This is a genomic window from Chloracidobacterium sp. (genome assembly GCA_016715795.1).
GTDB lineage: Bacteria > Acidobacteriota > Blastocatellia > Pyrinomonadales > Pyrinomonadaceae > OLB17.
The window spans coordinates 211,687-226,156 of sequence record JADJXP010000002.1; the positions used below are offsets into that span (position 1 = coordinate 211,687).

Annotated in this window: 14 protein-coding genes; 4 read left to right on the forward strand and 10 right to left on the reverse strand. The window is 57.9% G+C overall.

Annotated features, from left to right (window positions below; genetic code table 11):
- A complete protein-coding gene (locus IPM59_05970) occupies positions 1-273 on the forward strand; it encodes a TMEM165/GDT1 family protein (protein MBK9215132.1) in 273 nt (90 codons plus the stop codon).
- A gap of 181 nt (positions 274-454) precedes the next feature.
- Here the strand turns inward: IPM59_05970 and IPM59_05975 are convergent, their stop codons facing one another.
- From IPM59_05975 to IPM59_06015, 9 genes are all read right to left on the reverse strand, one after another.
- Positions 455-4,993, reverse strand: coding sequence for a carboxypeptidase regulatory-like domain-containing protein (locus IPM59_05975; protein MBK9215133.1), 4,539 nt, complete (start codon positions 4,991-4,993; stop codon positions 455-457).
- A gap of 294 nt (positions 4,994-5,287) precedes the next feature.
- Complete coding sequence (gene msrA, locus IPM59_05980) at positions 5,288-5,827, reverse strand: peptide-methionine (S)-S-oxide reductase MsrA (protein ID MBK9215134.1); 540 nt, start codon at positions 5,825-5,827, stop codon at positions 5,288-5,290.
- Between the two features lie 9 nt (positions 5,828-5,836).
- Positions 5,837-6,115, reverse strand: coding sequence for a hypothetical protein (locus tag IPM59_05985; protein MBK9215135.1), 279 nt, complete (start codon positions 6,113-6,115; stop codon positions 5,837-5,839).
- 145 nt (positions 6,116-6,260) lie between these two features.
- Positions 6,261-6,560: a type II toxin-antitoxin system prevent-host-death family antitoxin gene (locus IPM59_05990; protein MBK9215136.1), complete on the reverse strand. Its 300-nt coding sequence runs from the start codon at positions 6,558-6,560 to the stop codon at positions 6,261-6,263.
- A 107-nt stretch (positions 6,561-6,667) separates the two neighbouring features.
- Positions 6,668-7,513, reverse strand: coding sequence for a diaminopimelate epimerase (gene dapF / locus IPM59_05995; protein MBK9215137.1), 846 nt, complete (start codon positions 7,511-7,513; stop codon positions 6,668-6,670).
- An 81-nt stretch (positions 7,514-7,594) separates the two neighbouring features.
- A complete protein-coding gene (locus IPM59_06000; protein ID MBK9215138.1) occupies positions 7,595-7,948 on the reverse strand; it encodes a copper-binding protein in 354 nt (117 codons plus the stop codon).
- A gap of 283 nt (positions 7,949-8,231) precedes the next feature.
- Positions 8,232-9,605 carry a M20/M25/M40 family metallo-hydrolase gene (locus IPM59_06005; GenBank protein ID MBK9215139.1) on the reverse strand — a complete coding sequence of 458 codons (1,374 nt, stop codon included), beginning with the start codon at positions 9,603-9,605 and terminating at the stop codon, positions 8,232-8,234.
- A gap of 296 nt (positions 9,606-9,901) precedes the next feature.
- A complete protein-coding gene (locus IPM59_06010) occupies positions 9,902-10,468 on the reverse strand; it encodes a hypothetical protein (protein ID MBK9215140.1) in 567 nt (188 codons plus the stop codon).
- Positions 10,469-10,630: 162 nt separating this feature from the next.
- Positions 10,631-11,674: a PD40 domain-containing protein gene (locus IPM59_06015; protein ID MBK9215141.1), complete on the reverse strand. Its 1,044-nt coding sequence runs from the start codon at positions 11,672-11,674 to the stop codon at positions 10,631-10,633.
- A 137-nt stretch (positions 11,675-11,811) separates the two neighbouring features.
- On the opposite strand from IPM59_06015, the gene IPM59_06020 reads away from it, so the two are divergent.
- From IPM59_06020 to IPM59_06030, 3 genes are read left to right on the forward strand one after another with little or no spacing between them, the layout of a single operon-like run.
- Positions 11,812-12,732, forward strand: coding sequence for a hypothetical protein (locus IPM59_06020; GenBank protein MBK9215142.1), 921 nt, complete (start codon positions 11,812-11,814; stop codon positions 12,730-12,732).
- Complete coding sequence (locus tag IPM59_06025) at positions 12,704-12,928, forward strand: DUF433 domain-containing protein (protein ID MBK9215143.1); 225 nt, start codon at positions 12,704-12,706, stop codon at positions 12,926-12,928. Before IPM59_06020 ends, IPM59_06025 begins: the two co-directional genes overlap by 29 nt.
- Positions 12,925-13,257 carry a DUF5615 family PIN-like protein gene (locus IPM59_06030; protein MBK9215144.1) on the forward strand — a complete coding sequence of 111 codons (333 nt, stop codon included), beginning with the start codon at positions 12,925-12,927 and terminating at the stop codon, positions 13,255-13,257. The genes IPM59_06025 and IPM59_06030 overlap by 4 nt, the downstream gene beginning before the upstream one ends.
- Position 13,258: 1 nt before the next feature.
- Here the strand turns inward: IPM59_06030 and IPM59_06035 are convergent, their stop codons facing one another.
- On the reverse strand, positions 13,259-14,218 hold the full coding sequence (locus IPM59_06035) for an MBL fold metallo-hydrolase (GenBank protein MBK9215145.1): 960 nt from the start codon (positions 14,216-14,218) through the stop codon (positions 13,259-13,261).
- Positions 14,219-14,470 lie beyond the last annotated feature (252 nt).

Sequence of the window (14,470 nt, forward strand, 5' to 3'; positions counted from 1 at the left end):
ATGGACTGGAAGATATTTGGAACTGCATTCATCACCTTGTTTCTGGCTGAGCTCGGCGATAAGACGCAGCTTGCGGTGATCACGATGTCGGCTAACACCGATTCGAAGCTGTCGGTCTTTATCGGCGCGAGTCTTGCTCTGATCGCGGTAACGGCGCTTGGCGTCCTGTTGGGCGGCGTGCTGACACAGTTTGTCCCGACGGAATGGCTGCAGCGGATCGTAGCTGTCGCATTTATCGCGATCGGCGTGCTGATGCTGTTAGGCAAGCTCTAACCTCTTCTCCGCGTCCCTCTGCGTCTTCCCTCTGCGTCCTCTGCGTGGAATCTTCCGCACAAGAGGTTCCACGCAGAGGACGCAGAGGGAAGACGCAGAGGGACGCGGAGAAAAAAAGGGGCGGCCCGTGTGGGCCGCCCCAAATTACAAGGGAGCAACTTCAATTACGAGCCTGCCTGGGTTACTGGCCCGCAATAAAATCAATGTCCATTGCGTTGTCCATGAGTTGGACGACGCGCGGGCTAAAGGTGTAGTTACGCGATTCGACCGTTACGAGATAGGTGCGGCCCACCTCGACGTCGTCAAAACGGTAGTAACCGAATGAGCTCGACCCCGCCGTTCGCGAAATGCCGCGATCATCCGTGATCCTGATCGTCGCACCGCTCACGCCCTGGCCGTCCTGACGGACGACGCGGCCGGCGAGGGCGACGTTTGCGGCCGTAGTCGCGCAGGCTGTGCCGATAATGGCGTCAACGCGTGCGCCCGAATCGCCTGACGGCGCGTTCGCGGCGTCTGTAGCGACGAGCCATTTCATCTGCACGGATTGATTGTATGCCGCCACCGGCAGATTCACCGTGATGGTGATGTAGGCAGGCGTTGCGGCGGTCCCGCCCGACAGTCCGCTCCAGGCCGCCCGGCCCGCGATCGGGCTGCCATAGGCAGTGCTGATCGTCTTGTTATATCCGCCCGAGGCAAAGCTGCCGCCCGCGGCCAGGATGTCCTGGAACGGGCCGCCGTTGATGCTTATCTCGAGCACCATTCCGTCGTGGCCGACGGGTGACAACGGGCTCTCGTCCTCGAGATTGAATGCGGCTGAGAATCGCATCTGCCCGCCCGTCGGCGATATCACATAGCTCGGCGTCACAAGCTCGCTGTAGCCGCTTGTCGCCGGGGCAGCGGCAAATGCGCTGTTAACGGGCGTCTGCGGATTGGCCGTCGAGGTGATCCAGTTTGCCATCGCGCCGTCGCTGATCGACGACCACCCCAGCGGAAGCGATGGTGCCCCGACAAGGTCGAAATGCTGCTGACACATCGTGATCGGTGTTCCGACAGGCATCGTATAAGCCTGCGTCCCGGAGCATCCGCCCGCTCCTACGGCCTCTATCGTAAATGCATAGTTGCCTGCGGTGGTCGGTGTTCCGCTGATCACGCCGGTATTCGGGTTGAGCGTCAGCCCCGGCGGCAGCGAACCGCTCGTGACCTGATACGTGTATGTCCCCGCCGGACTCGCCGTCACGGTCTGTGAATACGGGAAGCCGACAACGCCATTGACCAAAACGGTTGGTGAGATCGTAATGACCTGACACGGCGTTGGGCTCGGCGTCGGCGTCGGTGTTGGCGTCGCCGTCGCCGTCGGCGTCGGTGTCGGCGTAGGTGTCGGTGTCGGTGTCGGTGTCGGCGTTGGCGTCGGTGTTGGCGTCGGTGTCGGTGTCGGTGTTGGCGTCGGCGTTGGCGTCGGAGTTGGTGTCGGCGTCGGCGTTGGCGTCGGCGTCGGAGTTGGTGTCGGCGTCGGCGTCGGCGTCGGCGTCGGCGTCGGTGTTGGTGTCGGTGTCGGCGTCGGTGTCGGTGTCGGAGTTGGCGTCGGCGTCGGAGTTGGTTCCGGTGTCGGCGTCGGCGTCGGCGTCGGTGTCGGTGTTGGTGTCGGTGTCGGTGTAGGTGTCGGCGTCGGCGTCGGTGTTGGTGTCGGCGTCGGCGTCGGAGTTGGTTCCGGTGTCGGCGTCGGCGTCGGCGTCGGCGTCGGTTCCGGTGTTGGCGTCGGCGTCGGTGTAGGCGTCGGCGTCGGTGTAGGCGTCGGCGTCGGTGTAGGCGTCGGCGTCGGTGTTGGCGTCGGCGTCGGCGTCGGAGTTGGTGTAGGCGTCGGAGTTGGTTCCGGTGTCGGCGTCGGCGTCGGTGTTGGCGTCGGCGTCGGTGTCGGTGTAGGCGTCGGCGTCGGTGTAGGCGTCGGTGTAGGCGTCGGCGTCGGTGTAGGCGTCGGCGTCGGTGTTGGCGTCGGCGAAGGTGTCGGCGTCGGCGTCGGCGTAGGTGTCGGCGTCGGTGTAGGTGTCGGCGTCGGTGTTGGCGTTGGCGTCGGTTCCGGTGTTGGCGTCGGCGTCGGTGTAGGCGTCGGTGTTGGCGTCGGCGTTGGTGTAGGCGTCGGCGTCGGAGTTGGTGTAGGCGTCGGCGTCGGAGTTGGTGTCGGTGTCGGCGTCGGTTCCGGTGTTGGTGTCGGTGTCGGCGTCGGGGTTGGCGTCGGCGTCGGTGTCGGTGTCGGTGTAGGCGTCGGTGTTGGCGTCGGCGTCGGAGTTGGTGTAGGCGTCGGCGTCGGAGTTGGTGTCGGCGTCGGCGTCGGTATCGCAGCGAAGGCGGCGTCAAATGTGTGGTTGTTCGCGCCGTTGCCGCCTGTCGTCAGGCTGATCACGGGCCAGGTGCCCGACGGTGAGCCTGCCGGATTTGACATGTTTGCGGCATCTGAATCGGATGCGTCGTCGTCGCCGGCCTGCGATGTCTGGTCCTGGGTCGTCAACATCAAGCCTGCCAGCGGGCCGCCGCCCGAATAATTTGCGGCGAGGTCGAGCCTCACCTGATACGATGTGTTGAATTGGATCCCGCCGTTGACCTGGCCGATGTTGTCGGTCGTATTCGGATCAACAGACGTGCTTCCGACGAAGTAGTATTCGCCATTAGCGTCGGTCACGGCCGTTCCCACGAGCGTCGAGCCCTGATAGAGCCTGACGGTAACGCCCGCGATGCCGGCCTCGCCGGGGTCCTGAACGCCGTTGCCGTTCACATCGCGCGATACGCGGTTGCCGATCTCTATCGGCGCCGCCGAGCACATCGCAACGAGCGAGCCGAGGCCGTTGGTCTTGCCAAAATCAGGCTGGCCTACGCCGCCAAGCCCGTTGTAGATGCGGTATGCTCGGTCGGCGCTGCCGGTCGTATTGTTAAAGTAGCGAAGGCCGCCGTCGAACGTCGCATTGCTTGCGATCTGGCGATTGATCGGGTCGAGCAGCGTCGTGATCACGTGCTGGCGGCCGGGGACATAAAGCAGAGAGCCCCACGAGACCTCGTCGTGGTAGTTTCCGTTGTTGGGAGCGGTCGTGAAATCGTCGTTGTGGTAAAACTCGCCGTTGCCCGGCCCCTGGCCGGTATTCTGCGGAGCGGTGCCGTCACCGCCGCAGCGGCCGTTCGATTCCAGCGTCCACGAGCCGAATGATCCGCATGCACGGATGGTGTCGCCGGCCGTTCGCTTCGAGTCAGGCCCGGCGTCGAGGGCGCTGTCGCCCGTACGGTCGCGAAGGCCGAGGATCAAGTTGCCATTCTCAAATTCGATGTCCGTCAGCATCGGCTGCGGATATACGAAGTCGGACTGTATGGTCGATACCCATGCACGCCACTCGGCCGGCTCACCCGGATCGCCAACACCGCGCGAATAATTCAACGGTGCCGAAAAGACCGGCGTCGAATTGATCGCCAGCGTCGTCGGATCTACCTGAAAGACATACGCATACAGATTTGACGCGCTGGTATCACCGTTCTCCGCCGTGCAGACCACGCCGATATAGACCGAATTGTTGTAATAGGTCACCGCGAATGGCCGTTTGTTAGTATTGCTGCCTCCGGTCGAGCAGTTCGCGCTTGTTCCGCCCGGCGTCGGCAAGGTCAGGCTCGTTATGGATGCGCTGCTGCCGAGATTTGCTCCGGTCGCTGCGTCGAGGGCGTAGAGCCGGCGGTTCTGAAGGTTCATTACGAACAGGCGGCTTTGGTCCGCTGACAATGCCATGCCGCCGAGGCTGGATTTGCCCGTGCCGTTCCAGCCCGTGTCGTAATTGTCACTGGCATAGTCGCCGGTGTCGTGGTTGTTCGTGGTTGCATTTGGGACCGTAAATACTGATGTAACGGCACTTGTGGCGGCATTGATGACATAGATCGCGCCCGCGTCGTCGCTGTTATTGAGCACGCCGTCCGCTCCGGGGCCAAAGCCCGAGTGCCGCTTAAAGTAAGACGCGGCATACAGTCGGTTCGTCTGCCGGTTGTATTCCAGCGAATTGATCGTGCCAAGCTGTGCGGCCGTAACGGTTAGCGAATGCGTCAGCGGATTGTCATAATTCGCGATGGTCGTGTCCGTATAGGTCGTCCCGGCCGTGTAGGGAAAATCGTAGAGTATAGCGTTTGCGCCATACTGGCCGTTTGACGCTCCCTGCGCGTATCGCGGTATGACGACAGTCGGTGTGTTTTGGCAATACTCGGCCGGCACGGTGAGGGCGAGATTGACGTCGGTCGTGTTGCCGTTATTGACAAATTGCGTCGTTGAGCCCGAGTTGGTAGATGATCCGCCTTGGACAGAATCCGTGCTTCGCGCCGATGGCTCGAAACCCGCCGGCAGGCCCGTAAACTCGACGCGATACGGCCCTGTGCCGGTCGCCGAGACCGAATAGTTCCCGGATGAATCCGTAACATCGGTGCCGCGCAGCGTCCCGCCCGCGTCATATACGCTTACCGTCACGCCGGCCGTGCCGGTGTCGATCGAATTGACGCCCGAAGCAGTGTCGTAGCTGCCGTTGCCGTTATAGTCTTGAAAGACGCGGCCGGAGATCGTCCCCGAAAGAAAAATGCTGTTAAAGCCAAGCGACGAAGCCGCCGCAACGATCTCTCTCGAGAACATTGCCGACAACGCGAGCGCCGCACAGACTGCGGCCGCGGCCAATGCCCGGTGACGGGACACAAAATTGAGTGGATTCATAATAAGGGGATCGACAAGCGGGGTTCACGAATAGAACTTCACTTTTCGCGGTATGGATTCCGTGCGGAGCGCGTATTTTTGGCAGGTAAAGCAGGGAGATCAGCCGCCGGTCAGCAGCCAGATGAAAAGTCTAGCAGGACATGCAAAACAATGTCAAACATTATTTACCAATCAGAATTCACCACCGAGACACAGCGAGCACTGAGATTTATAGAAATGAGATCGGCTGACTGCTTCAGACCGACCTGATTAGTCTTCGCTGTGTCCTCTGTGCCTCCGTGGTGAATTTTCTTCCTATCGCTTCAACCGCGATGCAAATTTCTGCCGAAATTTTGCCAGCTTCGGTGCGACCACGGCCATGCAGTAGGGCTGATTTGGATTGTTGGTGAAGTACTCCTGATGATAGTCCTCGGCGGGCCAGAACTTATCAAACGCCGTCACCTCGGTCACGATCGGAGCGTCGTAGAGCCCCAATGCCGTGATCTCGGCGATGATCTCGTGCGCCGTCTCGCGCTGTTGGTGCGTGTGATAAAAGATGGCGGAGCGATACGACGTGCCGATGTCCATTCCCTGGCGGTTCAACTGCGTCGGGTCGTGGACCGTGAAATAGACGCGCAGCAGGTCGGCATAGGTTAATTCGTTCGGATCAAATCTGATCTGCACGGCCTCAGCGTGCCCCGTCGTCTCGCTGCAAACCGCCTGATACGTCGGCTCCTCAGTATTCCCGCCCGAATATCCCGACACCACATCCTCAACGCCCCGCAGGTCGTCAAACACAGCCTCAACGCACCAAAAACACCCCGCCGCAAGCGTTGCCGTCTCAAGTTCTGCCATAATTTAAACTTACGCGAGCAAAACGACATCAAATCCCGCCTCGCCTGCGGCGTCGCCTAATCGCTTATCCGCACACACAAATGGCCGGTTGCGGGGCCGCTCATCACACCATATCAACGCGGCCGCGAGCTGGAATGCGTCCAATGCCCGGAGTCCATATGTCGCCGGAATGGATTCCGCGACGCCGAGCAATGCGTCATCAGGAACCACTTTGATCGCTTTCGCCCTAAAGTTGCTCCAATGCCTGATCGCATTTCTTTCATTCGGAAGTGCGTCGTGACTTTTCAACCGCTCAAAAGCGCTTCGAACTTCGACAGGGGTTCCCCACCAAATAGCCGGCATCGGAAAACGACGAAATGTCATGCTGGCGGCGGGGCTAAACTCCTGAACACAGCAAAGAGGAATTATTGCGCTGGTGTCCCAAAACGCGCGTTCAGTCCTCATCCCTTTCCTCTCGGATGATCCTCAGCACCGTTTCCAACGGGACATCAGGGAGCTCATCACCTTCCCAAAAATCATCGGTCAGACCAGTCGGGTCTTGCGCAGGTCGCAGGATGCCTTTGGCGATCATTTCGCGCTCTTCGGCGTCGTAATCGTCCTCGTCATAGGTGAACGGCACGATCTTGGCGAACGGGACGTTTCGCTCGCTGACCAACACCTCGCCGCCGCGTTTGACCTCGGCGAGATATTTGCTGAGGCTGTTTTTCAGTTCTGCGATATTGGTCGTTTTCATAACATGGCCATTATGGCCTACTTAGCCAAGTTGGTCAAGTTTTTCGTCAATCACCGAAGTCCTTTCTAATTTCTCTTCGTCTCTGTGTTCTCTGTGGCAAAACTTTCCTACGGCCATTCGCCGCTGAATGCATAGTCGGCGCGGCCGGTGAGGATGATCTCGTCGTCATCGCGCCAGGTGACCTCGGTGATGCCGCCCTCGGAGTGGACGTTGACCTTGCGTTCGGTCTTTAGGAGAAATGCCGACAGCACGGCGGCGCCGCTGGAGCATGTGCCTGAGGCGGCTGTTTCGCCTGCGCCGCGTTCCCAAATGCGCAGTTCGATATTCTCACGGTCCTTGACCTCGACGAATACTACGTTTGCGCGCTCGGGAAACTTTCGGTGCGTCTCGAGCGCCTTGCCGACGCTTCGCCAATCAAAGTCAAAGCTATCGACAAACACGCACACGACGGGATTGCCTACGTTGACGCCAGAGAATGTGTAATGCCGCCCGTCAACGCCGATGGGCTCATTGAGCACGTGTTCGCGACGAACGTCGGTCAGCACAGGTATCTCATCGCTGGCGAATTTTGGCCTACCGATCTCGGCCCGGAACCAGAATTCAGTGTCGCCCTTACGATCGAACAGGTCGTAGTTCTTTATGCCGCTCCGAGTTTCGAGCCTCAATCTCGGCTCGACCCACGCGCCCTTTCGATAGAGATGAGCGACGGCGCATCGTGTGCCGTTGCCTGAGAATCCCGCGATCGAGCCGTCAGGATTGACGATCTCGCAAAAGAAATCCGCCGTCTTGCCGTCACGCTGTTCGACCACCGCGATACCGTCCGCACCGACGCCCGTATTGCGATTACACATCGCGACAGCAAGCTCCGGCAGGTCGATCTTCTCGCCAATGCCGCGCTCGATCACAATGTAATCGTTGCCAAAGCCGTGGTATTTTGAAAAGGGAATTGTCACTAGGGGTATAATATTTTTGGATAGATCGGTTTGATCCGCTCGATCTGCCCGATCCGCGTTCAAAATAGCTGGCCCAACACGCTACTTCGCTTTCTTGATAGTCGCTATTGTCTCCGTCGGGTGCTTGTATTCCAGCACAAAATCGACCTTATCGCCAACCGCCAGTCCGTCAAGCATCCGCTTGTCTTGAACGTAAAATTCCATCCTCATCGGCGGCATCATGCCGGGAATGTCTTCGTGATCGATCTCGATGGAGCCGAGTTTGAGATTGATCTTCGTCACCACGCCCTTCGCATCATACTTGCCGTCCTTAGGAATGCCCGCATTCGGCGAAGCTGGGGGCATGGGCGAGGCATCAAGATTTTTCACCGGCGGCACATGCGGCGGCGGTGTAGGCTGCCCGACCTCGGCTTTTTGACACCCAAACAACGACATGCAAATCGCCAGACATATTGCGGCGAATAATATGGCCTGTTTCATATGGATCCAGTATATCCTGTACCTGAAGGGGACAACGATAATGGCCCAGGGTAAGGCCGTTGCGGCCGCAACCCTGGGTAACGGACAATAACCCGTTCCGACCCTGAAGGGGTCGTACCTAACGCTGATGTGCGACCCCTTCAGGGTCGGGCGGATGTTTGGGCCTGTTCCTGGGGTTACACTCCCTTCGCTCGTTCCACCCCAGGCTATTACCTGTGTCGCCTTCAGCGACAGGAAGCTACTGTCGCTTCACGGGCGTTATCTTGAGCGTCAATCTCTCGCCGCCGCGGGTCACGGCTATTTCGACCTCGACGTCGGGCTTTAGGCTGCCGAGGGCCGCGGTGTAATCATACACGTTCTTGATCTCCTTACCGCCGAGCATGACGATCTTGTCGCCGGCCATTACACCTGCGCGCGAGGCGGGTGTATTTTCACGCACGGCGTCCACGAGCATGCCGTCTGTCGAATCGCCATAGCTCGGGATCGTGCCGAGCGAGACGCTAAAGCCCACTCGTCCGCCGGTGTTCGCGGACTTGGCGACCGCGTAGGTCGGCCGCTGCGGGTTTTGGTCGATCGAGCGTGCGATCGAGGCGACATAGCGGATGATGCTGGCCTCGCCGGCGTAATTTATCTTCTCGGCCGTATCGGTCGGCTTGTGATAGTCCAGGTGCGTGCCGGTAAAAAAGAACAGCACCGGTATCTTTTGCATATAAAACGACGCGTGGTCCGACGGGCCAAAACCGTCTTCGTTGAGCGCGAGATTAAAATGCGGCCCGGCCGCGGCAGGATTAAACGTTACTTTCGGGTTCAGCGCTATCGGGACGATCGACTCGGGATTGACGTTCATGGATTCGACCAATCGCTTCCATTCGGTAGCGGTGCCGATGCCGCCGATGTTCAACTTTGCGTCAGAAAGCCGCCCGACCATGTCGAGATTTATCATCGCGACAGTCTTATCCAACGGAAAAACCGGATTCGCCGTGTATGCCTTTGACCCGAACAGGCCCTCTTCCTCGCCGCTAAAGCCGATAAATATGATGGTGCGTTTGTTCTTTTTCTCTTTCGCAAAAATGCGTGCCAGCTCGATCAACGCCGCCGTGCCTGAGGCGTTATCGTCGGCGCCGTGATGGATGTCGGACGAGTCGGGATTCAGGCTGCCGCTGCCTTTGCCGCCGCGGCCCAGATGGTCAAAATGCGCGCCGATGATGATGGCCTCGTTACGCAGCACCTTGTCACGCCCGTCGAGAATGCCGACGACGTTGTAGCCGTGGATCGGCGGTTTTGCGGCCGGCGTCTCGCCCGCGGGCGTGCCGTGCGGATTGGTCGGAATGGTGAACGTATAGCTCTGCAGATACGTCCGCTTGCCATTCTGTGCCATCACGCCGGGCTTGAGCCTGAGCTTGGCAAACTGATTCTGGACGTATCCGGCCGCCGTCACGGCTCCCGGTTGGCCGGTCATGCGCCCCTCGAGCTTGTCAGACGCAAGATACTCGATCGTCTTGCGAAGGTTCGTCTCGACCGGATCGACCTTCGCGACCTTGACCGTCTGCCCAAACGCCGTCGATGCCAACAGCAGTAATACAAAAAGAATGCGTATGTTAGTGCGTTTCATAAGAATCAATGTATCAAGGAACCACGTTGCAGAGCGTGCGTAGCACGCGACGATTCCGATAGCTACAGGTGGAGTCTCGTTTCGGGACGGAACCTGTAGATAAGGTCAGAAATCGGTCCAAGCGTGTGAAACACGCGTAATAAAATCGCCGGGCCCGCATTGTTCCGCGTGTTACACACGCTCGGCATTTTCCGCCGCTTCGATCTACAGGTTCCGCTACGCTCCACCTGTAGCTATCGTAATCGTCGCGTGCTACGCACACTCAAGGTCGTGACGCAGGTCCACGCGTCGCCGCATCACAACTCAATCGACCTCTTAAACACCTGCATCAACTTCGCCGCTGTCGCGAGCCTCTGGCCGGTCGTCTCGACATCTGCCTTGGTCATCCGCGTGCGCCCTTTGCCGTCCTGTTCGATGCGAATGGCCTTGCCTGCGGCGAACCATGCTTTTATTTCCGGACGGCCCATGTCATCGGTGTAGGAATAGTAAATCAGCGCTCCCGCGTCGCTGAACAGAAATTCCTCGCGAGTGGTGATCGCCGACACTTTGCGTTCGCCCACGACAAAAACGAGATGATCAGGATACAACCGCTTCTCATCGTTCTCGACCTGCTTATAAAAGAACTTATACACCGGACGGTAGATGCCCACGGCCCGCCACTGATGGCTGCGGGCGTTGATGTCGAGCGTATTCATCACAAGCTCGCCAAACTCGCCCTGATCATCGTCCGTCTCGCACAGCCGCGCCTTTTCGGCGATATCTTTGTAACGCCTATCGATCGCGTTGACGGCCTTGTCGGTGGTTTGGGCGAATGCGGCGAAACCGGTGAACACGAATAATCCAATGCAGAGTGCTGTTTTCATATCCCTTAAGAACGAGGACGCCGGTCTATCTTGCTCCTATGAATTGCCTCCACCTTCAGGTGGAGGTTTCGATCTGTCTTGGATCCCGGCTTTAGCCGAAACTTGGGCTAAAGCCCGAGATAAGTTGCCATATGACCTCCAGCTAAAGCTGGAGGCAATTCATCATTCCACCCAATCCGCGATGAATACATTCGTATCGCCCGTCTTTGCGGCGTTGCGGTTTGATGCAAAGACGAATTTTTTGCCGTCAGGCGAGAACATCGGAAAACCGTCAAAGGTCTCGTTGTATGTGATGCGTTCGAGGCCGGTGCCGTCGAGGTTTATCATCGCAATGTCAAAGTTTCGCTTGCGCGGGTCGGTCGCGAAATAGTTTGTGCAAAAAATGATCCGCTTGCCGTCGGGCGTGTAGAACGGTGCAAACGACGCGACGCCCAGGTTTGTCACCTGCCGCTTGTTCTTGCCGTCGGCGTCCATCACCCAGATCTCGAACGTCAGCGGGACGATCAGGTGTTCCTTCAGGTATTGCCTGTCGCGCTCGATCAGCTTCGGGTCGGTCGGGTGCGAGCCGCGATACACGATACTCGAGCCGTCCGGCGAAAAGAATGCGCCGCCGTCGTAGCCCGGCTCGTGGGTCAGGCGACGGACGTTCTTGCCGTTAGCATCCATCGAATACAACTCAAGGTCGCCGTCGCGTTCCGACGTAAAGACTATCTTTTTGCCGTCCGGGCTTACTGTGGCCTCTGCGTCGTAGCCGGGCGTTTTTGTGAGCTTCTTGATCTTGCTGCCGTCGGGCTTTGCGGTGTAGATGTCGTAATCGGGATACACGGCCCAGACGTAACCCTTTGAAAAGTCTGGGTTTGGCGGGCATTCCTTGCCGCCGCCCTGCGTCGATGCATAGAGCACGCGCTTGTCGCGCTTCATATAAAAAGCGCACGTCGTGCGGCCCTCGCCATTCGACACCTGCCGAACATTAGAGCCGTCGATGTTCATCGTATAGATGCGGTCACATTCGTGTCCGTCGCGCTTGGATTGAAAGCTCAGCTTTTTGCCGTCAAACGAGAAATAAGCCTCAGCGTTCTCGCCGCCGAATGTAAGCTGCCTGATGTTGTTAAGATGTCGCTCGCCCTTTACCTCGAGCGGCGACGTCTGGGCTGAATTTGGTAACGCAATAGTCAAAATAAACAAAAAGGAATACAGCTTTGTCATATATTCGATTATATTATTTACCGCGCGTTTGGCGCATCCGAACCAAGGTCAATTACGAATTATCAATTACGAATTACGAATTTGTATTTGATACGCTGAATTCGTAATTCGTAATTGTTAATTCGTAATTCGCGTTCATGGCATTTGATTCGAACAAGGATGTCCTTGAGTGGTATGAGCGGCAGGAGCGGGCTCTGACGCCGGAGTTTATCTCGTCGATACCGTGGGGCAAGGTGCGGGACACGCCTTTTGATGAGCGGTTCGTGCCGGTGCTCTTTTACATGCGCGACGTCGAGACGCTGACCGATATGTATCACCGTGAGCTGCGGCGAACGCCGACAGGCAGGGACCCGCACATCTCGAAATTCATGGAACGCTGGGGCGTCGAAGAGATCACCCACGGCGAGATGATGGATCGTTTCCTCAACGAGCTCGGTTACGAATCGGACAAAGATTGGCAGGAGCAGGTGCGGCGAAACGTGACAAATGCATATCGGACGAACGCCTTTATGCTCACCACGCTGACAAACCTAATCGGCAAACGGTTTACGGCCACGCACATGACCTTTGGCGCGATCCATGAAATGGAGGCCGCGCAGGGCTATCGCAGATTAAAGGCGTTGACCGATCATCCGGTGCTAAACCCGATCCTCGACGCCATTATCAAAGAGGAATCGGCTCACAACCAGTTCTACTGGTCCGTCGCCAAGCTCGAACTCAGCCGAAACAAGGCCGCCCGCCGCATCGCGCGTTTTGTCGCGAACCATTTCTGGGCGCCCGTCGGCCAGGGCTCGCTCGCCAAACAACGCACGCAATACCTCGTCCAAACGCTCTTCTCAAAGGGCGACGGCCTCGATACCATCGACACCAAGGTAACCCAACGCGTGCGCCAGCTCCCAGGCTTTGCCGACATCACAAAGATCACCGACACCATCGGCCACATGGCCGCCACGTCAAACGTCCCCTTCGAGGCGGCGCCCTTGACCAAAAAAGTGAATCCGCAACGCGAATGCGTGGTATCATGCGCGTATGAACTATCGAGATATCATCACTATTGAGCCTGGTAAGCGTGGCGGCAAACCATGTATTCGCGGGATGCGCATCACCGTTTACGATGTCCTCGATTATCTTGCATCCGGGATGACTCACGATGAGATCCTCGCTGATTTTCCTTATCTAACCAACGATGATATTCTCGCGTGCCTTGCCTACGCCGCAGACCGTGAGAAACAGCAGATACTTGTGGCGGCATGAAGCTGCTTTTCGACCATAATCTTTCTCCCAGACTCATCAGACAGTTACACGACCTTTTTCCAGGTTCGGCTCACGTTTTCGAACTCGATATGGACCGAACGAGCGATCGTGAGGTTAGATCATTTGCGGCAAATGAAGGTTTTGCGGTTGTCACAAAGGATGCGGACTATGGCGAGCTGCACGCTCTTCTCGGCGGGCCTCCGAAAGTCATTTGGATAAGGCGTGGAAATTGCTCTACCGACACTGTCGAATGGGTATTGAGAAACCATTTTGAAGATATTTGTTCTTTTGAGGACGACCCCGAGCGGGGCGTTCTGACGCTCTTCTGATCTACAAGCTCCGGTAATACTCAACCTCCCCACTCATCTCCACGCCGACCTTGCCTCCTGATGCAGCGTAGTCGAGGTGTGCGATCGATTCTGAGATGGCCAGAAACCTGTGAACGTCGTGGCTGAAGGAATCAGGGAACAAACGCTTTGCGACGTCGAAGGCGGTGACGCCGTCTTTTGTCACTAATGAGATGACGCGGGCCTGGCGGTCGTCGATGGCGCGGACGTAGCGGTGGAATATCTCTTCAAAATCCGTCACCGGTTCACCGTGGCCGCCGTAAACAAGCGTCGGCGATCGCGACCGCAGCCGCGCGAGACTCACGAGATACTCGGCGAGCGACCTGAAACGCCGGGCCGGATCCGTCGGGTCGGGCGACAGTATCGGATTCGGCGTGATGCGTTTTAGCACGCAATCGCCGCAGATGAGCGTTCGGTCGGCTTCGCGGACGAATGAGCACGAGCCGGGCGTGTGGCCCGGCGTGTGAAGCACGCGCAGCGAGCCTGAATCGAATTCGATCTCCATTTCATCCGCCAGCGGCCGAAATTCGCCCGCGCGAAGCGAATCGGTCAGCAAACTGATCTCCTCATACAACGCCTGCATCTCGTCAAAAACGGTGTCCGGAACGCCGGACCGGTTCATCAACGCTCGATGTTCCTCGCGTGCCAACCGGCCAAAGAGATGGCCCGTTTCCCAGTCATGCACGAAAATTTCGGCGTCCTTTGCCTCATCGCGAACCTGTTTGGCGAGCCCGCAGTGATCCTCGTGGGCATGCGTCAGCAGTATGCGGCGGACGTCGCTGAACTTGACGCCATTCTCGCCGAGTCTCCGCCGCAGCACGTCCGCCGCCTCCTGCGTTTTCGGCCCTACGTCGATCAGCGTCAGCGGATCTTCTTTGATGAGATAAACATTTACGTCGCCGACATAGAACGGCGTCGGAATGGCCAGAGGGATGATCTTCATTAACAAGATATTAGCCACGAATTGGATTAATTACACTAATCAGCGAGGATATTTGTGCAATTCATTCAATTTCCGGCAAAACCCTCGTGTTTTTGCTTGCCTAAAACACCTTTTTGGGTTACAAATTTCAACAGTAATCAGTTCCGAAAAAATATCTGCCGGACATAGTCCTTAGGTTGTTTGACACGATACCGGGAAACCGCCTCGACCAGGCGCCCGCAACGTGTCCGAAATACACCGCGAGAGTTCCTT